The sequence below is a fragment of the Acinetobacter nematophilus genome (assembly GCF_026344175.1).
Classification (GTDB): Bacteria; Pseudomonadota; Gammaproteobacteria; order Pseudomonadales; family Moraxellaceae; genus Acinetobacter; species Acinetobacter nematophilus.
Genome location: NZ_JAPKMY010000002.1, coordinates 500,915 through 520,863 on the forward strand (window position 1 = coordinate 500,915; position 19,949 = coordinate 520,863).

The window sequence follows — 19,949 nt, forward strand, 5'->3', positions numbered from 1 at the left end:
TCAATAATTCTGACTAAATTAGTCAGAATTAAGCTTAAAAATACTTGACTAATTTAGTCAGGATTCATAAAATTCATACATCTAGTCTAAAACATGTGTATCGAATCATGCGCCTAACTACTCGCGGTCGCTATGCAGTGACTGCACTACTCGACCTAGCATTGCAGCCTACTGAGCAAACGATTACGCTTGCAGAAATTGCAGCCCGCCAAACGATCTCTGTCGCTTATCTTGAACAATTGTTCGCTAAATTAAAGCGTCATGGCTTAGTTTCAAGTGTTCGAGGCGCGAATGGTGGCTATCACTTAGCGCGTCATGCTGAAGAAATTACTGTCTTAGAAATTATTGAAGCTGTAAATGAAACTGTGGATGCAACTCGTTGTGATCATAAAGGCAATTGTCAAAATGGCGCAATGTGTTTGACTCACGATTTATGGCAAGAACTCTCTCTCCATATTGCCGATTATTTAGCTAAAATCACCCTTGCCGACTTAGTCGCTCGCGACAATGTACAAACCGTTGCGGTTCGCCAAAATTCAGCACCCCATGATTCAGCCCTTTTATCGGTTACAGGTATTTGACATGAAACGTCCGATTTATCTTGATTATGCAGCAACTACGCCTGTTGATCCTCAAGTAGCAGAACGCATGATGGAGTGTTTAACCTTTGATGGTACCTTCGGAAATGCAGCTTCTCGCTCTCATGCTTATGGATGGCAAGCTGAAGAAAAAGTTGAATATGCACGTGAACAAGTCGCAAATTTAGTTAAAGCTGATCCACGAGAAATCGTATGGACATCAGGCGCGACTGAATCTGATAACCTTGCGTTAAAAGGTATTGCTCAATTTTATGGTTCTAAAGGCAAACATATCATTACCAGTAAAATTGAACATAAAGCAATTTTAGATACCTGCCGTGAATTGGAAGAAGAAGGTTTTGAGATTACTTATCTTGAACCAGAACCTAGAACAGGTTTGATTACTCCAGAAATGGTCCAAGCTGCCCTTCGTCCAGACACTATTCTTGTTTCATTGATGATGGTCAATAATGAAATTGGTACAGTTACGGATGTTGCTGCGATTGGTGAACTTACTCGTGCCAACAAGACTTACTTCCATGTAGATGCTGCGCAAGCTGCGGGCAAAGTTGAAATTGATCTTTCAACCATGAAAGTCGACTTGATGAGCTTTTCTGGCCATAAAGTTTATGGTCCTAAAGGTATCGGTGCATTATTTGTACGTCGTAGTCCTCGTGTACGTTTAAAAGCACAGATTCATGGTGGCGGTCATGAGCGCGGTATGCGTTCAGGCACACTCGCTACTCACCAAATTGTGGGTATGGGTGAGGCATTTGAACTCGCAGGTAAAACTTTACATGAAGAACAAGCGCGCCTACGTGTACTTCGTGACAAGCTTTGGAATGGTTTACAAGATTTAGAACAAGTGTTCTTAAATGGTCATCCTGAATATAATGTTGCAAACTACTTAAACGTAAGTTTCAACTTCGTTGAAGGTGAATCATTAATGATGGCACTCAAAGATGTTGCGGTTTCATCTGGTTCAGCATGTACATCTGCAACACTTGAACCTTCTTATGTACTTCGCGCACTTGGTCTTTCTGATGAATTGGCGCATAGCTCAATTCGCTTCAGCTTCGGACATTATACGACTGAAGAAGATATCGACCATGTGATTAAAATTACCAAAGCTGCTGTTGAGAAATTGCGTGAACTTTCACCGCTTTGGGACATGTACAAAGAAGGTATCGACTTAAATTCAGTTGAATGGGCTGAACACTAAGTTTCTAAAATCAAACACGGCATTTCATTGAAAATCAGTGAAATGCCACCATATTAGATTGTAGCAATACATATTATTAACGCTGACCCCGAGGTTTGGAGAAGCATCATGGCTTATAGTGAAAAAGTAATTGATCATTACGAAAATCCTCGTAATGTTGGTGTTTTGGATAAAAATGCAGAAAATGTTGGTACAGGTATGGTCGGTGCACCTGCATGTGGCGATGTAATGCGTTTACAGATCCAAGTGAATGACAATGGTGTAATCGAAGAAGCACGCTTTAAAACCTATGGTTGTGGCTCTGCAATTGCATCTAGCTCATTAGTAACCGAGTGGTTAAAGGGAAAAACTTTAGACGAAGCCCAAGCGATTAAGAATATTGATATCGCAACTGAACTTGCTCTTCCTCCTGTAAAAGTGCACTGCTCTGTACTTGCAGAAGATGCAATCAAAGCTGCTGTTGAAGATTACCGTAGCAAGAAAACTAAAGCTTAATATTTGTTGCTTAAGTTTTTACAGATAATTTTTTAATGGAGTTTTCATGATCAATTTAACTGAAAATGCTGCAACTCATATCAGCAATTACTTAAAGAATCGCGGTAAGGGTGAAGGTATTCGTCTTGGTGTGAAAACTTCAGGCTGTTCTGGTTTAGCATATGTACTTGAGTTTGTTGATGATATTGACGAACATGATCAAATCTTTGAACAGTTTGGTGTTAAAGTTTTTGTAGACCCTAAAAGTTTAGTATATCTCGATGGCATGGAAATGGACTATGTAAAAAATGGTCTCAATGAAGGTTTCGAGTTCAATAACCCCAATAAAAAAGGTGAATGTGGTTGTGGTGAATCTTTCACTGTATAATCGCCCTGCACTTTTTTCATGTTAAAACAGTGTCTTGCACTGTTTTAATCATATTTAATTACCCTGTTTTCTAGCAAAACATCGTGGATGAGTATCTCCCATGAGTCATTTTGAGTTGTTCGATCTCCCTGAAGCACTCGATATTGATTTAGCAACATTAAAAGCTAATTTCTTAAACTTGCAGCAGCAGTATCATCCTGATAAAGCGGATGATAAAGACAAAGCTTTAATTAAATCGAGTGAGATTAATCAAGCATATAAAGCCCTATCACATGTAGATAGCCGTGCCGCATATTTACTTTCACTCAAAAAACAAGATCATCATTTAGATCAATCAATTAATGATTTTGAATTTTTGCAATCTGCTCTAGAAATTCGTGAGCAACTCGATGAAGCAACAAATACAGATCAACTGCATTCTCTAAAAAAAGAAGTGCAACAATGGATCGATGGCTTAGTTCGTGAATTCAAAATTGATTTTGCTGAAGAAGACTGGGCTGAAGCACGTGATACTGTACGGAAATTGCGTTTTTTCCAAAAAGTAATGAATGACATAGACAAAGCTGAAGATCAACTTCTTGATGATGAAGATTTTAGCTTGGATGATGATTTCTAACTTTTTAATTTTAACTACATGTTGAACATGAATTTGTTTTTAGCTTTTATTTTAAGGATGTAACAAATGGCACTCTTGCAAATTGCTGAACCAGGACAATCAAGTGCGCCACACGAACACCGTATTGCCATTGGAATAGATTTAGGTACAACACATTCCTTGGTGGCGACGGTATTATCAGGTAAAGCCAAAGTGCTGAATGATGAACAAGGTCGTGTGTTACTTCCATCCATCGTACATTATTCTAAAAATTCGACAGAATATGGTGATGCAGCAAAACCATTCATTACGACCGATCCCAAAAATACCATTGTCTCAGTAAAACGTTTTATGGGACGTTCTAAAGCAGATATTAAATTTCAGCACCCACATACTTTAACAGGTGCAGACAATGAAATGCCTACTTTTGAAACGGCACAAGGTCGAAAAACGCCTGTAGAAATCTCGGCTGAAATTTTAAAGCAATTAAAAGACCGTGCTGAAAAAAGCCTGAGTAATCCTGTAAATGGCGCCGTTATTACTGTGCCTGCCTATTTCGATGAAGCGCAACGTCAGGCAACACGCGATGCCGCTGAGTTGGCCGGGCTGAATGTATTACGCTTATTGAATGAACCTACTGCAGCAGCTGTTGCCTATGGTTTAGATCAAGACACCAACCTTGCAACAGATCGCAATTATGTTATCTACGATTTAGGTGGCGGTACTTTTGACGTTTCGATCCTACGTTTCTCACAAGGTGTTTTTGAAGTTTTAGCCACGGGCGGCCATACTGCACTGGGTGGTGATGATTTAGATCGTTTGATTGTAAAATGGGCAAAAAAGCAACTTAACATTGATACTCTGGACGATGCAGAATACGCACATTTCATTGTTTCTGCTCGCAAAGCTAAAGAAGCATTGAGTGATGCTGAATCTGTTGATATTAAAGTGCTGACACACCATCTCACATTAGACCGCACAAGCTTTGAACAGATTATACAAGTAGCACTCGATAAAACAATAAGTGTATGCAAACGTGTCATGCGCGATGCAAAGCTTACCCTGGATGATATCCAAAATGTGGTACTTGTGGGTGGTTCTACTCGTTCTTATGCTGTTCAAAAAGCAGTTCGTGAAGTATTCAACCAAGAACCCCTCTGCACAATCAATCCTGATGAAGTCGTAGCGATCGGCGCATCCATCACTGCAAATCAACTGATTGGCAACTCAAAGGATGGCTCATTACTGCTTGATGTAACGCCTCTCTCACTTGGTTTAGAAACCATGGGGGGATTGGTAGAGCGCTTAATTTCTCGCAATACAGCGATTCCTGTAGCACGCCGTCAAGAATTCACCACCTATCAAGATGGTCAAACCGCCATGTTGATTCATGTTGTGCAAGGTGAACGTGATTTGGTTGAGCATTGCCGTAGTTTAGGGCGCTTTGTACTACATGGTATTCCTCCTATGACCGCGGGTCAGGCACGCATTGAAGTGACCTTTCAGGTCGATGCAGATGGGTTACTTTCCGTGTCTGCAAAAGAAACCACTTCAGGGGTCCATGCAAAGATTGACATCAAGCCTTCTTACGGTCTTTCTGAAGCGGATACAGAACGTCTTTTACTTGATGGTTATAAGTTCGCTGAAGAAGACAAACATTTACGTCACTTGAATGAAACAAAGGTTGAAGCTCGTCGTGAACTCGAGGCTTTAGAACAAGCACTGAAAGTGGATAGTAAATTACTCAGTCCCGAACAACTGCAAGGATTGAATCTTGCAGCTGAACAGTTGACAGCACAGCTTGAAACAGACGATATAAAATCTATTGAACATGCTGTTGAGCAGTTAAAAATCCATAGTGATGCTTTTGCTGCAGAGCGTATGAATCAGCATATTGATCATGCGCTCAAAGGCACTAAACTTGATGACTGGTCAAACTCAAACTAATTTATAAGGTAAAGACTATGCCACGTATTAAAGTACTACCTCATGCAACAATTTGTCCAAATGGTGCTGAGTTTGAAGTTGAACCAAATGCCAATCTTTGCCAAAGTTTATTAAGCAATGGTATTAAAATTGAGCATGCCTGTGATATGTCTAAGGCATGTACTACATGTCATGTTATTGTACGCAAAGGTTTTGATGCACTTGAAGAAATGGATGATATTGAAGCAGATTTACTTGATCGCGCATGGGGCTTAGAGCCTGACTCACGACTTTCATGCCAAGTTAAAATTACCGATGAAGATATGGAAGTAGAAATTCCTAAATACACCATTAACCATGCTTCTGAAAATCACTAAATGATTCATAAAAATGCTGAATTAAAAAATAAAAAACCACTCAATTGAGTGGTTTTTTATTTTTTAATTCATTGTTCAATCTTGAACCCTAACAGCTGATTTGAATCTATGACCTAAAATTTTAAAGCCAGTTAGCGAATTTCATCTTCAGCATTTAATCTAGCAACACCCTGAGCATTGGTCAGTCGTTGCTGAACTTTAATACGGTCGACCATTTTTTCAAGTACTTCAACCAGTTCTGGATACTCAAAATTTTGCACTTCCTCTAAATTGAGCACCAAATGAAAGCCTTTATATTCATAGTCAAACCATTGCTGATTTTCATTTTTACTGGCGGAGTATTTCTCCATGACCTGCCAAGTTCTCACCTTACCTTGAATACCTTTTAATTCAATAGGTGATTTAGGCGCACAGAGATAATCATTTTTAATCAATTTATAAGTTTCATCTGAAACAAGAATTTCATCGATATCCGCAGCATATTGCAAACGTGCAGCCAAGTTTGCATCGCGACCAACAATCGTATAGGCCATACGATGTACAGCACCATAATTCCCAACGTGGCAATAGCCTGTACTCACACCCATACGGATATGTAATGGCGCATATCCCATTTTCACCCAGCGTTCACGCAGAAACTTCATTTGCTGTCGCATGGCAATTGCCATATCGATGCAGTTTTTTGCATCCTGCTCCACACCTTGTGAATCTGGGTCACCAAAGAAAATCAGAATTGCATCGCCCATAAATTTATCAATGGTTGCACCATACTGCTTTGCAATTTCAGTCATATGACTCAGATAATCATTTAGAACAAATGCCAAATCATCTGGAATCAATGTTTCCGATAATTCCGTAAAACCTTGAATATCCGAAAAGAAAACTGTGATTTTTTTACGTTTATATTCAATTTTTGCTTCAGTGTCCCCACGCATGATCGCTTGCCAAAGTTGCAATGGTGCATATCGGCTGAGTTGATTTGACAACTCGATATAGCGGTTCATTTCATTGAAATAGGTGTTTTTTTTGATTTCCACACTTTTAATACGGCGATTTTGGTAATAATTACCGATATTAACGAACAGAATAATGCCAATAAAAGACAGCACTGAAAGTTCGGGACTGGTTTGCTGGAAATAATCGTAGAAGCCAAAAATGAAGATAATGTTGGTATAGAAAACAATAAAAGCGATCAGAATAGCTAAAGACGCCATCATGAAAGAAATTTTACTGTTGATGGCAGTATAGATCAGTGCAAACAACAGTACAAAAGAAACCACCAAACTCAAATGTACTGCAGCCAGTGCTGTCGAAACAACAATAACATCCACTAAAAAATAGATATTTTTACGGATTTTTGAACCGTAAGAGTATTCCAGCCAGCGAGAAAATTTGGGGCTGGCTAAAAAAATAAAACCAATGAAAAAAGGAACATAGAACTGATAGTTAGCAACAGGAGAAGTAAAATAATAAATGATAACAAGCAGTGCAATAATCAAATATCCCATAAAACGCTGGAATATTTCAAATTGCTTAGGCTCTTTATCTAACATACGTTCAAATGGCAAAATATTTTACCTCGGATGTCATTTTATTAAACACTTCCCTTGTGCTGTTTTAAAAACTTAGTCCATACGCCAATCAAACGGCATATCACCTTGACCACGCAATGCCAACATCAATGTCTGACGCATATGTGCTAGCACTTCATTGGTGTATGGAACCGCCTGCAAGCCAAATACAGGCTTAGGCCAAGCTACATCATTTTGATAACGCACCACATGGTGAAAATGTAATTGTGGAACCATATTGCCCAATGCAGCCACATTCATCTTGTCAGCACGGAAAACACGTGACAGTTGACTAGACAACCAACTTGACTCGCGCAAAAACTGTTCTTGGTCAGCTTGGCTCAATTCATATAATTCAGTGATACCAGGTACGCGTGGGATAAGAATTAACCACGGAAATTGCATATCATTCATTAAACGACATGTTGAAAGCGGGAAATCGCCTACAAAAAAAGTATCTTGAGCAAGTTGTGGATGCAAACTAAACATATCTTTATAAATGACGCAAAATTAAAAGGATGGCTAATACTATCACATCGGTTTTCGTGTGAATATTGGTTATCTCGTGTTTCGGTACAAATAAACACAGTTTGTTTTGAACCTGATCACAATTACACTTTAAAGAATCGTTGTTTTTTTTCAAGAGCATCTCTGAAAAAATTTCATGATTTTTTCTCAGTACTGAATAAAGATTATTCATCTTCAACATATTGATAAATTAACGCTTTAATTCAGCAAGCAAGTTATTCAATAAATCTTGCACAAACTGAATCCGCTTCTCGTATTCTTCCAACATGACCATTACTTTCAGGCGTTGACCACCCTCCATACGGAACCAGGTCGGATGTTTTTGCATCAATTGAATGATACTGATCGCTTGCACTGGTGTATCAGGTGAAAATTCAATCACACCACCATGTGCACCAATATCGATCTTGGTGATTTCCAACTGCTCTGCCTTGATACGAATTTGATGCACACTAAATAACTGTTTGACAGGTTGTGGTGGCACACCAAAACGATCTATCAGTTCCATCCGAATATTGTCTAATTTATCTGCTGTATCTGTATTGCTGATCCGTTTGTAGAACATAAGGCGCTGATGTACATCACCTAGATATTCATCAGGGATCAATGCAGGCATGTGTAAAGTAATTTCCGAGGTGAGCGAAAGCGGAGTATCAAAATTTGGCGTTTTACCTTGTTGAATGGCTTTGGTCGCTTTAGCCAGCATTTCCATATATAAACTATAACCAATGGCATTCATTGAACCACTTTGTTGTTCACCAAGTAACTCACCGGCGCCACGTATTTCCAAATCTTCAGTTGCCAACATAAAACCTGCACCCAGATTCGATGCTCTTGAAATCGCATCTAAACGCTTTTCTGCATCACCTTTTAGCCCTTTCAGCGAAGGTACCATCAAATATGCATACGCTTGATGATGCGAACGCCCGACACGGCCACGCAGTTGATGCAATTGCGCAAGCCCCAGCTTGTCTGCACGCTCAATGATAATCGTATTGGCATTCGGAACATCAATTCCCGTTTCAATAATCGTTGAACACACCAGAACATTGTATTCTTTGTGATAAAACTGCTGCATGACCTGTTCGAGTTCACGTTCGCGCATTTGACCGTGTGCAACAGCGACCCGTGCTTCAGGAACCAGTTGACGAATATTCTCCGCAGCTCGTTCAATGGTATCGACTTCATTATGCAGGATGTAAACCTGCCCACCACGAAGCAATTCACGTAAAATCGCTTCTTTCATGGTCTCGTTGGTTTGCTCATTCACAAAAGTTTTAACAGCTAAACGACGTGCCGGTGGTGTTGCAATAATCGAAAGATCACGCATCCCCCCAAATGCCATATTCAGCGTTCGTGGAATCGGGGTAGCCGTCAGCGTCAGCATATCCACATCAGCACGCATGGCTTTGATGCGTTCTTTATCCCTTACACCAAAACGATGCTCTTCATCAACAATCATCAAGCCTAAGTTTTTAAACTGCACATTTTCTTGAAGGATTTTGTGAGTTCCAATGACGATATCAACTTTACCCTCAACCAAATCCTCAATTATTTTGACATGACTTTTACTTGTTCCAAAACGAGAGAGCACTTCAACACGGATCGGCCAATCAGCAAAACGATCTTTAAAAGACTCATAATGCTGTTGTGCCAACAATGTGGTAGGTACAAGAACCGCCACTTGTCGATTGTTCTGAACAGCCACAAAAGCTGCTCGCATCGCAACTTCTGTTTTACCAAACCCCACATCACCACAGACTAAACGATCCATCGGTTTGGCTTGTTGCATATCATATAATGTTGCTTCGATTGCATTGGCTTGATCTAGGGTTTCCTCATAGGCAAAGCCACTCGAAAACTGCATATATGTACTTTGATCCAATTCAAAACTGATACCCGGTTTTGACTGGCGTCGTGCTTGAATATGCAATAATTCAGCAGCAACATCGTGAATCTGTTCGAGTGCTTTTCGTTTCGCTTTGTTCCATGCATCCGTTCCAAGCTTATGCAAAGGTGCTAAATCTGGATCACCCCCACTAAAACGACTGATGAGATGCAGATTGGTCACAGGTACATAAACTTTTGCACCGTCGGCATAGTTGAGTTGCAAAAACTCATAATCCTGATCATCAATATTCAATGTAACCAAACCGGCATAACGACCAACACCATGGTCAACATGAACCACGGGTGCACCGATATTCAGTTCAGTTAAACTTCGAATTAAAAACTCTTCGGAAACTTCCTGTTGACGCTTACGACGACGCTGTACAACCCGATGCTCATAAAGCTGATTTTCAGAAATTACCGATAATTCATCACAAACGACCAAACCACGGTCTAAAGGCGCGTTTGTGATCGCAACGGAGAAATTCGATTGCTGGAAAATTTGAAAATTCTCAACAACAGGGATTTCTCCCAAACTCGCTCTTAGGGCGTCTTTCAAAGTTTCACGACGTCCAGCACTCTCTGCCACCAATAGCACAGGATGATTGGCATCATCAACATATTGTTTGACGACCTTAAAAGGTTGTTCTTGTTTTGGGTCGACAGGTAATTTTGGTGGTATTTCGACAGATAGATTAATACAACCTGTTTTTAATTCGATCTGCTCTGTAGATGCAATGATTCTTGCAAACTGGTTTAAATGTTCAAACAACTGATTGGGTTTTATAAAAACTTCTTCAGGTGGCAGTAGTGGTTGATCAATATTGTGCCGTCTATCTTCATAACGGCGCATGACATCTGCCCAAAATTGGGTTAAACCTTCCTCAATGTACTTATCTGTAATGACAATTGCATTGCTGGGTAAGTACGATGTCAAACAGCTTTGTGTCTGCATCGCAGCTTGGGTAAAAAATAAAGGAAAATAAAAGTCCAATCCAGGCGATGCAATTCCCTCTAATACATCTTGATAAATTGGATTTTTTTTGGGATTTGCTGTTGGAAAACTTTCAGCGTAGCGATCTCTGAATATTGAACGCGCTTCTTTTAAAGGAAACTCTTTAGCGGGTAATACAGTTAAATGCTCAAGTTTTGTTGTTGTTCTTTGAGTCTCAGGATCAAAGAATTTTAAACTGTCTATTTCATCATCAAACAAATCTATGCGGATTGGTGCATTTTGCCCAGACGCATAGATATCCATGATACTGCCCCGTACTGCAAATTCACCGTGGTCATAAACCGTATCCACCAAATGGTAACCTGCTTGCACTAGTTTTAATTTTTGTTGTTCTAAATCAAACTTCTGACCAACCTTAATATCAAAATGTTCACCTAAAATCCATGAGGTTGGCGCAACTCGCTGTGCCAATGTTGTTGCTGATACCAACAAAATACCTTTTTGTGGCATATTGGCAAGAATAGACAGTCGTTCAGACACTATATCCTGATGTGGTGATAAACGGTCATAGGGCAAGATTTCCCAATCTGGAAAAATTGTTGGTTTAACACCGTAAAATTCAAGTTCACTTTCAAGTTGCGTCAAGTGTTGATTATTGCGCGCAACCAGTACAAAAAGTTGTTCAGACTTCTCCGTTATTTCCTTAAAGAGTAAGGCAGCAGAAGAGCCAAGCATTGTACCAATCCAACGCTTTTCGCCTGCTTTCAATTGTTTTAAATTAAGGTCAGAGATTTCTTGCTTAAACATGTTTATATCGGGTCTAAAAGACATAAGCCATAGTTTAACATGATGACTTTGTTGAATTCAGTGATTTTATTTGTCCAATTTATTCGATTGATGGCTAAACACGACCATTTTTCCGTCAGGATAAAATCCATTCCAGCCACACGGTAAACCACCTGCATAATAAACCTGTAAAATCTCTTGCCAAATCGGTGGAAAATAGTCATTTGCATAACAATTAAAAATATAACCGATATCATGCATGATTAATTCGTGAGCTATTCCTATTCCATCAAATGTTGTCCACTTTTCAAGCAATCCATTTAAATTTTTTGTGAACAAGTCGTAATAATTGTTTTGCTGTAATTGATAGTTAATTCTTGAGTTCAATTGCCAATCAAAATCTTCAGGAAACTGTGAATCAACGACTGTTTCCCAATCTGTAAATTTATCCCAACTACTGTCCGTTGAAAAATTCATCGCCAGATCAACATCGGTGATGACACAATAATCTCTATCTGTTGTATAAGGCTGACTAAAAAAGTTATCACCTTGTAAAAATTGAATAAATTCTTCGGCTTGTTCGGAAATTTCAGCCCAGTTTTTTGCAGTTAACATGGTCTATCTTTCTTTTCCTATTCGTATAGGGTCTGTTAATAATTTGTCGTTTAGACAAGGCATTTTTAGACGATACTAGACGCTAAATATGAAATTTAGTCATTCCAAATAATGACAAACACTGTTTTCGCAAGATCATGTGAAGCAGCAAAAATACGCTTGTTCCCCGCTAAGCCTTGTGCCGCAAACAAAGCCATGCTTTGCTGTTGTTTACGATTGTGGCTAAAATTATCTCAGCCTCCGCCATAGAACTTGAAAATAGTTCCGCTATTCACTTCGTTTACTTGCGGAGTCAATGTCTTATGCCTGCTCAATCTTAATTTAAAAATCAAGATAAAATATCAACATCACGACCATAATCTATTTTTCTCTTTTAAATTCTTTATAGTAATCATTTAGTTTCCGAACAATTTCTTTAAACTGCTTTAGATTTTCTTCAGTATTGCCTAATCTAACCACATAACGACCAGAGGCAATTTCTAAATCAATCTTTTCATTGATCAAGATTGCTTTATAAAATAGTGCCTGCAAATCATCAAAATTATTCAGTTTACGATTGGAAAAGTATTCAAGTCGTTCCGCCAGTTCTGTATTTAAAACTATACCATCAACAACAAAACCATTTTCAGCATCAATTTGAATATGATGTTGTTGCAAAAAAGCTTGTTCCGCTGAGTTTCTATTGTTTTTAAATAAAGCGGCTATCTTCGTTAACATGTTTAAAACTCAACCAATAAACAATACAAACCCGTATCTTAACAAATTCAGCTAGAAATCGCTGTAAGAAGGACGTTTTCACGCCCTTCTTTGCTTATACCAATTAATGATTTATTCATCACCCAAGTTATCCAAGAAATCTACAGTAGGCACGAAGAATAATGTTCCTGTCAAAGCCGTACTAAAATCAAGCAGACGATCTAAATTTCCTTCATCATCCCCTTGAAACATATGCTCCAACATTTGACGCGTGACACTAAATTTTCGGGCATAACCAATAAAGAAAGTACCATATTCGTTCTTAGATGGATTGGAAAAAGGCATATTGGCACGCATGATTTTTAATTCATTGCCTTGTTCATCATGCGCCTTACTGACCACATTGTGTGCTGTTTTGGGTTTTACATCATCCCCCAACTCAACGTCATTAAACTTTTTCCGTCCAATCACTTTTTCTTGTTCTTCATCACTTAGCTCACGCCACTTATCCATATCGTGCATATATTTTTGAATGAAAGCATAACTGCCACCTTTAAATAGGGGGTCTTCATCACCCACTAAAGCATATTCTGCGGCAATTTCCGTTTCAGGATTCTCAGTCCCATCCACAAAGCCAATAATCGCACGACCATCGAAATATCGAAAACCATTCACTTCATCAATCGGATAACTCACCTGTTTTAATTGAGTATTGATGATGTCTGCCAGTTCAAAGCATAAAGCTTGGCGATTTGCGCGGATATGGAAGAACAAATCACCATCAGTTGATACAGCGGTGTATTTGGGTCCTTGTATTTCTTTAAATGTCTCTAATTCTTGTGGCTTAGGTTGATTTGGAAATAAACAATCCCAAGCACCTGCACCAAAGCCCAATACAGCACTAAATTGTTCATCAGGATAACGGTTGCTTAAACTGCGTGTGAATGCAGAAAAGTTAGCTGCGAAATCAATCACCGTATCGACAACTTCAGTCCCTTGTTTTAAACCTAATACAATAAATAAGGCATTTTCTCCTGGGCGATTTATCACAGGTTGAATTCGAGTTAAAGTCATTCCAGTTCTCAAGTATATTTTATTGGTTACAATCTAACATAGACTGTTTTTAAGCTTAAGTTTTATCCGTATAATTATAATCATTTTCTCTAGTATCGATCGTTTAGACGGCAACAAAAACCTGATTCGGTTTATTTTTAAATACACAATCAACACACTTAGGAAATAAGAGACTTGTCCATAAATAATGTTTTCCTATCTGTACCCATAAATCTTAAAACCGCCATTGGATTCATATTCCTGATACATCACATTCAAAGACTTTAACAAATTTCGAAATCGATCAGTCTGATCTAAAATTTTGGCAGCAATTAAACGCCCTTGATGTTCAATTAACATCGGTTTTACGATTAAATACTCAATACTGATAAAAATCGGCATGCCTTCCTGATAAAAGGGTCGCCAATCACCACAGTACCACGGAACAGTATTTAAGAACTGTGTTTCTGCGTGTTGATCAATTGGATCTTTTAACAGTTTAGCCATAAAAGCTGGTGGAAAATCTAAACTGTTTATGGCATCAAGAAGCTTGATCCATGTTGAATCATTCATACAGGATACCAACTGGCGCTGGTGAACAATCTGTTGAATTCTCAAAACCTGCTTTTTATAGTGAGCATCATTTTCCAATGCACTGACATGATTTTTATATTCAATATAATTTTCGGCTATACTCACATTGATCTCTTTATACAAAGCACCTCAGAAAAGGCGCTTTGATATATTTGAATTAACCATACTGTTTTTGCAAATAATTGACGATGGATTCTGATTCGAACAATTTTACTCCTGTATTTGGATCCTCCAAATAAGGCACTTGAATATCTTGCTTAACACGTCCCATCACAGAAACAATTTTTTCGCGCTTTCCACCCTTGAGTGGTACATATTTACCCGGTTTTAAACGTAAAGCCGCAGGACCCTGATCTTGCCAACATTCTTTAGCGACATTATGAAATACAAATGGAATTTCCAGTTCTGTTAATACGCCACGCACAATTCTTGTATATGGACTTGCTTCAAAGCCCCATAAATTTAATAACTTTTCAGGTGCAGCTCGATCAATAATTTTTGGGTTTACCCATACGCCACGTGCGCCATTGATCACCGTTCCAGCCAAAGCAATCACAGGATATCGGGGATAATGTGCATACTTCTTTGGTGTTTTACCGCTTTTTCCATAATGCTTGAATAAATAATCAATAATCGCCACTGATTCATACATGGCTGTTCCAGTATTTTCATCAACAAAATAAGGAAAACGTAATTTTCCACCATTTTCTTTAACAATCTTGCGGTATTTGGTTCCACCTTTAGGACATGGATAAACTTCGTAATCCAAATTTAATGTAGTCATCACTTCTCTGACACGGCGGCAAAATGGAGAACCTTCAAACTCATAAAGCTTTAAGGCTTTTTCAGGTTGATTGGGAAATGCTGTTCCAGTAACCCCACGTCCTCCTGCAGTCAGCGTTGAAGCTAATGCTTGTACGACTTTAATTTGATGATGTACCATTTTGCTACCCTCGAGCAGTCACTCTACATTTTTATAAAGTGTCTATAAATCCACTAGTTTTTCTTTTGAAACCACAATTCCGTTGTTGTCTGCATAAACATAATCACCAGAATTGAAGCCTACACTGCCAAAATATAGAGGAATATCGACTTCGCCTATGCCTTTACGATGACTTTTTTGTGGAATTGAAGCCAATGCATGTACCCCCAGATCGAGTTCAGCAAGTGCATCTACATCACGAACACAACCATAAATAATGACACCATTCCAATGATGTTTTACAGCAGATTCTGCAATCATATCACCCATTAATGCACAGCGCATGGATGCCCCACCATCCACAACCAGGACTTTACCAGCACCCACTGTCGCCAATAACTCTTTTACACGAGAGTTATCTTCAAAACACTTCACTGTCACGATTTGACCACCAAAACTTTTGCGTGCCCCATAGCTTTTAAAAAATTTACCATCTAATGAAGGGATCAGCGTTTGAATTTCTTTATCTGGATTGTCATCGAGTAAATCACAGGTTACAAAAGGTACTGTTGTCACGTTATTTCTCCCTAATTAGGCATTTTGTATATGTAAATTATCATAAATTTCAATTTTATGAGTTTGCGTTTGTGCAGCCTCGACCATAGTATGAGCCACTTGTTGTGCTGTCACTGGCTTATATTTAAAAGAATTGGGGACTAAATGTGAAAATTTTCTATAAAGCTTTTGCGAAATATCCTCAAAAAAACGCTTTTCATTTCTGTCACCCAACAACAAAGATGGACGAATGATTGAAAAACGATATAAATCCAGCTGTTGAATATAGGTCTCAAGTTCACCTTTGACTCTGTTATAAAAAATTGACGCATTCGCGTTCGCGCCCATAGCGCTGACTAAAACCAAATGTGTCTCTGTTGTTTCAAATAAATCTGCAAAATGGGCATTAATTTCAAAATCAATATTGTAAAAAGCTTCTTTGGAACCCGCTTTTTTAATGGTCGTCCCCAAACAACTAAATGCATGGCTATAGCCACTTACATCTTGATCATTTAATAACAGAAAATCCTCCAAAACAAATTGCTCAACTTTTTTGTATAAGTTAAATTCAGCATTTTGGCGACGAACAACCACCGTAATTTTTTCGCATTCTGTCAATGAATTGAGTTGCTCAATTAAACATTGACCGACTAAACCTGTTGCTCCAATCACAATCGCATTTTTTATCGAATTAGTCATTTTTTAAACAATCTCCTTGATTTACTACTAATCTAACGTTTTATTTCAAATTTTTCTTCAACAAAAATGTTGTCAAAGCATGTCAAGACTTGACTTTGCCGGCCTGTTTAATCACAATATGGCACTTGTTTACGGGCTGGTGATAATCCTCTGATGTTGGTTTTCAGATGTGATTTCAGCCCGCCCAGACCAATCTAATCAAGGAGTGCACGAGTGGCAAACTCTGCTCAAGCAAAAAAACGTGCTCGTCAAAACGTTAAAGCACGCAAACACAACGCAAGCTTGCGTTCTATGGTACGTACTTATATCAAACGCACAATCGCTGCAATCGCTACTGGTGAATATGCTGCTGCAACTGAAGCTTATAAAGCTGCGGTTCCAGTAATTGACCGTATGGCTGATAAAGGTATCATCCATAAAAACAAAGCTGCTCGTCATAAGAGCCGTTTAAATGCACAAGTTAAAGCTTTAGCTAACTAATTTATGCATGTAAAAAGAGCCCTTTACAGGGCTTTTTTTGTACCTAAAATTCAAGAAGTCGCTCCAATTACGCATATCTTGCACTTTATATTTTTATCTTTTGAAGATTAAACCCTTACAAACCAGTTATTTGCTCAATCTTTATCGCCACATGTTATATGCAAATAGAGAACAATTCTGATGAATTCACTCTAAAAGGATTGCTGTCGCTATATCTAGCCTAAAAGAGCAGATACCGAATATCTGCCCCCTTACACTATTTAAATCCTCATAAAAAGAAAATCATCTGAATTTACTTATGATGTCTTATATATGAGTTTGATGCGAAATCAAAACTGTTGCTGTTGACAATATCCCTTCCTGACGTCCTGTAAAACCGAGCTTTTCTGTCGTGGTTGCTTTAATGCTAATCTGCGTGATTTCAACATCCAGTACATCTGCAATACTCTGGCGCATTTCCAAATTATGCTTGGCTAATTTTGGACGTTCACACGCAACTGTAATATCCGCATTGTTTAACACATAACCACGATCTAAAACCAACTGATAGACATGTTTTAATAGTTTACGACTATCAGCACCTTTAAACTCAGCATCTGTATCAGGAAAATGCTGACCAATATCACCCAACGCCAATGCCCCTAATAAAGCATCACACAGCGCATGCAATACAACATCACCATCTGAATGTGCTTTTAAGCCATGAGAATGAGGAATTTGAATACCTGCCAAAGTGACAAAGTTACCTTCTTCAAAGGCGTGCACATCCATTCCTTGCCCTATACGAATCGGTACGCTCATTTTCAACTCCCTTTATGCAGTTTTTAAGTTTTAAAAAATCTTGTATTCGTACTTTCTCTTTCGCTATAGTACGTATGCAAACATTGTGAAAGTATAAGCGATCATGCTGTTGAATACAGAATTTAATCAAATTAAAACGCTCTTGTCTGGTCTCATTTTGAGCTGTATCAGCACGTCTGCTGTTTATGCACTCCCTATGGACTGTAAACATCAAGACGCTGCTTTATTCAAGAAACTATGTAGTCCACAATACAAAGAACTTCGTGAACAACTTAATGAAAGTTACCTCACCACCTATCTAGTCACAGACGCACCAGTACGTTTGATAAATGATACCCATCACCTTTGGCTTAACCGTTTAAAACAGTGTAAAACTTCAGATTGTTTCAAACAGCAGTTCGATATTCGTCTTGAAGATTTAAATTTTTACACATCCATGAATCAAAGCCTCACTCAGCACTTTATTAAATACCAACATGGTAAAATTGCAGAACAGCCGATTCATTTACAAATACATCAGTTGAGTAAGGATCGTATTAAAGTAGAGGGCATTGCATACCGAAATCCGAACAACCGCAAAGAAGCCCAAACAATTTCATTGTTGGCCTATACGACTCCAGAAAAAAAGAATGAAATCTTAGACAATGAACATGACTGTAAATACACTTTAAACTTTCAAAAAGCAATTTTATCTGTTTCTACACAACAAAAAGGTTGTGAGCGTTTTAACGGAATCTATCGTCTCTATGATTAGCAATTAAAATATGATCAGGAAAAAATAATGAATATGGCACTTGCACTCGATCCTGATAAATTAACGGTATTAACACCATGCATGCAGAACCATGATGTCGGTTCAGACCACGATGAATGGCCAAACAATATTCTTTCGCGTTTTACCCAAGTCTATAATGATGGAACGATTACAAAATATCCAGCAAGCCTAAATCATACAATTGATCAAAATGGATTGGGATTATGCCAGAACCTCAGTTCTCAAATTGCCAAGATTATGGCAAATGTAGAAGTGGGCATGGGTTCAAATTCCGGTGATTATTTCCACCCTTTCTATATTGTGCATCAGCAAAAGGTCCCTGTTAAAAAGATTACCCCTGAATTGATTTATCAGTCATTCGCCAACACCATTTTTCCACTTGCAACAATTACTGTAGAACCAATGACTTCAAATACCTTATGGTGGAAAGAAGTTGAACAAGATGGTGAAGAATCACCACCAAGCTACTTTGAACCTTGGAAAAAAATGAAAGAATGGTTCACTCAGCAGAATGATTTTATTGATTCTGCCTTTATCCGTATTGGTGACGCAATGCAGTTGGAACAAATCGATCGCAAAGACTATCCTCATGGAACAGTGATTACAGGTTGTGTCTTACCTAGACTGGCATTAGGTTTGACCGTAAATGGAAGCCTAGCGGGTTTATTTGGTTATGTTGTCCAAAGTTAGCTTTTTATGACACGTTCGACTCAAATTGGGTGATATTCAATATGGATAAAAAATTTATTTCCAAACAGTTACGCACTCAATTCTATCCGCTTTTAAAAGCACAGGGGTTTACCCAAAAAGCTGATGTATTTTGGCAAGTGGATGGTGAAGTCATTCGAATTGTAGATATTCAGCATTTTACAAAAAGGCATTGCTTTCAAATTAATCTAGGCATACATCTCATTTCATTAGGTGAATATGTAATGGGCTGTACCGGCAAAGGTTTAGAGATTGAGAAAATGCATGATTATGATTGCGCGTGGCGTGGTTCAATTCTTTCAGGCTTGATAAATGATTATGATAGTGATTGGTCATATACACAGTCAGCGCAAGATGCAGCACAAATGGTTGAATTTTTAGTATCTGAATGGGATCGTCAGAGTCAGCTTTTTTTTGGAGAAATGGCGCAATGGCCTGAAGATTTCATCAAAAAAGCAACTTTGGCAATCCAAAAACCCGTACATCCAAGTGAAATGTGTACTTTATGCTATGTCTCTGGCGCAGCTGGTAATTTAGAACTCGTGAAACAACTAGCAGAAGTTGCTCTTCCTTATGTACCTGATCGGGCAACATCCTTAAGAGCTCGTTTAGAGTCATTTATTGTGAATCCAAGTTTGGCTATACCCAAAATCACCCCTTAAATATCCAATACCGTACTCAGTGTTTATTCATCAAATTGAAATATTTGTTATATTTTCTAACAACTTTAAATATACGATTTAAATCATTACACTTTATTT

The 19,949-nt window shown here is 38.4% G+C and carries 22 protein-coding genes; 11 read left to right on the top strand and 11 right to left on the bottom strand.

Features of this window, described 5'->3' with window-relative positions; all coding sequences use genetic code 11:
- Positions 1 to 107: 107 nt before the first annotated feature.
- From OSH00_RS06075 to fdx, 7 genes are all read left to right on the top strand, one after another.
- Positions 108 to 581, top strand: a complete 474-nt coding sequence (locus OSH00_RS06075) for an Rrf2 family transcriptional regulator (protein ID WP_004830884.1) — start codon at positions 108 to 110, stop codon at positions 579 to 581.
- A gap of 1 nt (position 582) precedes the next feature.
- Positions 583 to 1,800, top strand: a complete 1,218-nt coding sequence (locus OSH00_RS06080; RefSeq protein WP_266129685.1) for an IscS subfamily cysteine desulfurase — start codon at positions 583 to 585, stop codon at positions 1,798 to 1,800.
- A 108-nt stretch (positions 1,801 to 1,908) separates the two neighbouring features.
- Positions 1,909 to 2,295 carry a Fe-S cluster assembly scaffold IscU gene (iscU, locus tag OSH00_RS06085; protein ID WP_058971838.1) on the top strand — a complete coding sequence of 129 codons (387 nt, stop codon included), beginning with the start codon at positions 1,909 to 1,911 and terminating at the stop codon, positions 2,293 to 2,295.
- 46 nt (positions 2,296 to 2,341) lie between these two features.
- Positions 2,342 to 2,662, top strand: a complete 321-nt coding sequence (iscA, locus tag OSH00_RS06090) for an iron-sulfur cluster assembly protein IscA (RefSeq protein WP_004830887.1) — start codon at positions 2,342 to 2,344, stop codon at positions 2,660 to 2,662.
- Between the two features lie 100 nt (positions 2,663 to 2,762).
- Positions 2,763 to 3,278 (top strand): Fe-S protein assembly co-chaperone HscB, encoded by a 516-nt coding sequence (hscB, locus tag OSH00_RS06095; RefSeq protein ID WP_196076815.1) that lies wholly within the window; start codon positions 2,763 to 2,765, stop codon positions 3,276 to 3,278.
- Between the two features lie 66 nt (positions 3,279 to 3,344).
- Entirely contained in the window at positions 3,345 to 5,204 is a 1,860-nt protein-coding gene (gene hscA, locus OSH00_RS06100; protein WP_196076814.1) for a Fe-S protein assembly chaperone HscA, read from the top strand.
- Positions 5,205 to 5,221: 17 nt separating this feature from the next.
- The gene (gene fdx, locus OSH00_RS06105; protein WP_004830890.1) at positions 5,222 to 5,560 is read left to right on the top strand and encodes an ISC system 2Fe-2S type ferredoxin; all 339 of its coding nucleotides are present in this window, start codon (positions 5,222 to 5,224) and stop codon (positions 5,558 to 5,560) included.
- Between the two features lie 131 nt (positions 5,561 to 5,691).
- Here the strand turns inward: fdx and OSH00_RS06110 are convergent, their stop codons facing one another.
- The 10 genes from OSH00_RS06110 to OSH00_RS06155 form a co-directional block, all read right to left on the bottom strand.
- A complete protein-coding gene (locus OSH00_RS06110) occupies positions 5,692 to 7,128 on the bottom strand; it encodes an adenylate/guanylate cyclase domain-containing protein (protein WP_004830892.1) in 1,437 nt (478 codons plus the stop codon).
- A 57-nt stretch (positions 7,129 to 7,185) separates the two neighbouring features.
- Positions 7,186 to 7,620: an HIT domain-containing protein gene (locus OSH00_RS06115; protein ID WP_004830893.1), complete on the bottom strand. Its 435-nt coding sequence runs from the start codon at positions 7,618 to 7,620 to the stop codon at positions 7,186 to 7,188.
- A 229-nt stretch (positions 7,621 to 7,849) separates the two neighbouring features.
- A complete protein-coding gene (mfd, locus tag OSH00_RS06120) occupies positions 7,850 to 11,311 on the bottom strand; it encodes a transcription-repair coupling factor (protein ID WP_266129686.1) in 3,462 nt (1,153 codons plus the stop codon).
- 66 nt (positions 11,312 to 11,377) lie between these two features.
- Positions 11,378 to 11,905, bottom strand: a complete 528-nt coding sequence (locus tag OSH00_RS06125; protein WP_266129687.1) for a hypothetical protein — start codon at positions 11,903 to 11,905, stop codon at positions 11,378 to 11,380.
- Positions 11,906 to 12,265: 360 nt separating this feature from the next.
- Entirely contained in the window at positions 12,266 to 12,622 is a 357-nt protein-coding gene (locus OSH00_RS06130; RefSeq protein ID WP_266129688.1) for a hypothetical protein, read from the bottom strand.
- Positions 12,623 to 12,733: 111 nt separating this feature from the next.
- Positions 12,734 to 13,675, bottom strand: a complete 942-nt coding sequence (locus OSH00_RS06135) for a Dyp-type peroxidase (protein WP_266129689.1) — start codon at positions 13,673 to 13,675, stop codon at positions 12,734 to 12,736.
- Between the two features lie 195 nt (positions 13,676 to 13,870).
- A complete protein-coding gene (locus OSH00_RS06140) occupies positions 13,871 to 14,353 on the bottom strand; it encodes a DUF6678 family protein (protein ID WP_266129690.1) in 483 nt (160 codons plus the stop codon).
- Between the two features lie 52 nt (positions 14,354 to 14,405).
- Positions 14,406 to 15,191 (bottom strand): glutathione S-transferase N-terminal domain-containing protein, encoded by a 786-nt coding sequence (locus OSH00_RS06145; protein WP_266129691.1) that lies wholly within the window; start codon positions 15,189 to 15,191, stop codon positions 14,406 to 14,408.
- Positions 15,192 to 15,233: 42 nt separating this feature from the next.
- Entirely contained in the window at positions 15,234 to 15,746 is a 513-nt protein-coding gene (gene rraA / locus OSH00_RS06150; RefSeq protein WP_266129692.1) for a ribonuclease E activity regulator RraA, read from the bottom strand.
- 15 nt (positions 15,747 to 15,761) lie between these two features.
- Complete coding sequence (locus OSH00_RS06155; protein ID WP_266129693.1) at positions 15,762 to 16,424, bottom strand: Rossmann-fold NAD(P)-binding domain-containing protein; 663 nt, start codon at positions 16,422 to 16,424, stop codon at positions 15,762 to 15,764.
- Between the two features lie 213 nt (positions 16,425 to 16,637).
- Here OSH00_RS06155 and rpsT point away from each other — a divergent pair, with 213 nt between their 5' ends.
- Positions 16,638 to 16,904 (top strand): 30S ribosomal protein S20, encoded by a 267-nt coding sequence (gene rpsT, locus OSH00_RS06160; RefSeq protein WP_004720657.1) that lies wholly within the window; start codon positions 16,638 to 16,640, stop codon positions 16,902 to 16,904.
- Positions 16,905 to 17,210: 306 nt separating this feature from the next.
- Here the strand turns inward: rpsT and ispF are convergent, their stop codons facing one another.
- The gene (gene ispF / locus OSH00_RS06165) at positions 17,211 to 17,705 is read right to left on the bottom strand and encodes a 2-C-methyl-D-erythritol 2,4-cyclodiphosphate synthase (protein WP_266129694.1); all 495 of its coding nucleotides are present in this window, start codon (positions 17,703 to 17,705) and stop codon (positions 17,211 to 17,213) included.
- Positions 17,706 to 17,808: 103 nt separating this feature from the next.
- Here ispF and OSH00_RS06170 point away from each other — a divergent pair, with 103 nt between their 5' ends.
- Genes OSH00_RS06170 through OSH00_RS06180 form a run of 3 tightly spaced genes read left to right on the top strand, consistent with a single transcriptional unit; the run spans position 17,809 to position 19,850 of the window.
- Positions 17,809 to 18,459, top strand: coding sequence for an A1S_1983 family putative colistin resistance protein (locus OSH00_RS06170; protein ID WP_266129695.1), 651 nt, complete (start codon positions 17,809 to 17,811; stop codon positions 18,457 to 18,459).
- Between the two features lie 27 nt (positions 18,460 to 18,486).
- Positions 18,487 to 19,170: a hypothetical protein gene (locus OSH00_RS06175; RefSeq protein ID WP_266129696.1), complete on the top strand. Its 684-nt coding sequence runs from the start codon at positions 18,487 to 18,489 to the stop codon at positions 19,168 to 19,170.
- 41 nt (positions 19,171 to 19,211) lie between these two features.
- Entirely contained in the window at positions 19,212 to 19,850 is a 639-nt protein-coding gene (locus tag OSH00_RS06180; RefSeq protein WP_266129697.1) for a DUF4304 domain-containing protein, read from the top strand.
- The last annotated feature ends 99 nt before the right edge of the window (positions 19,851 to 19,949 follow it).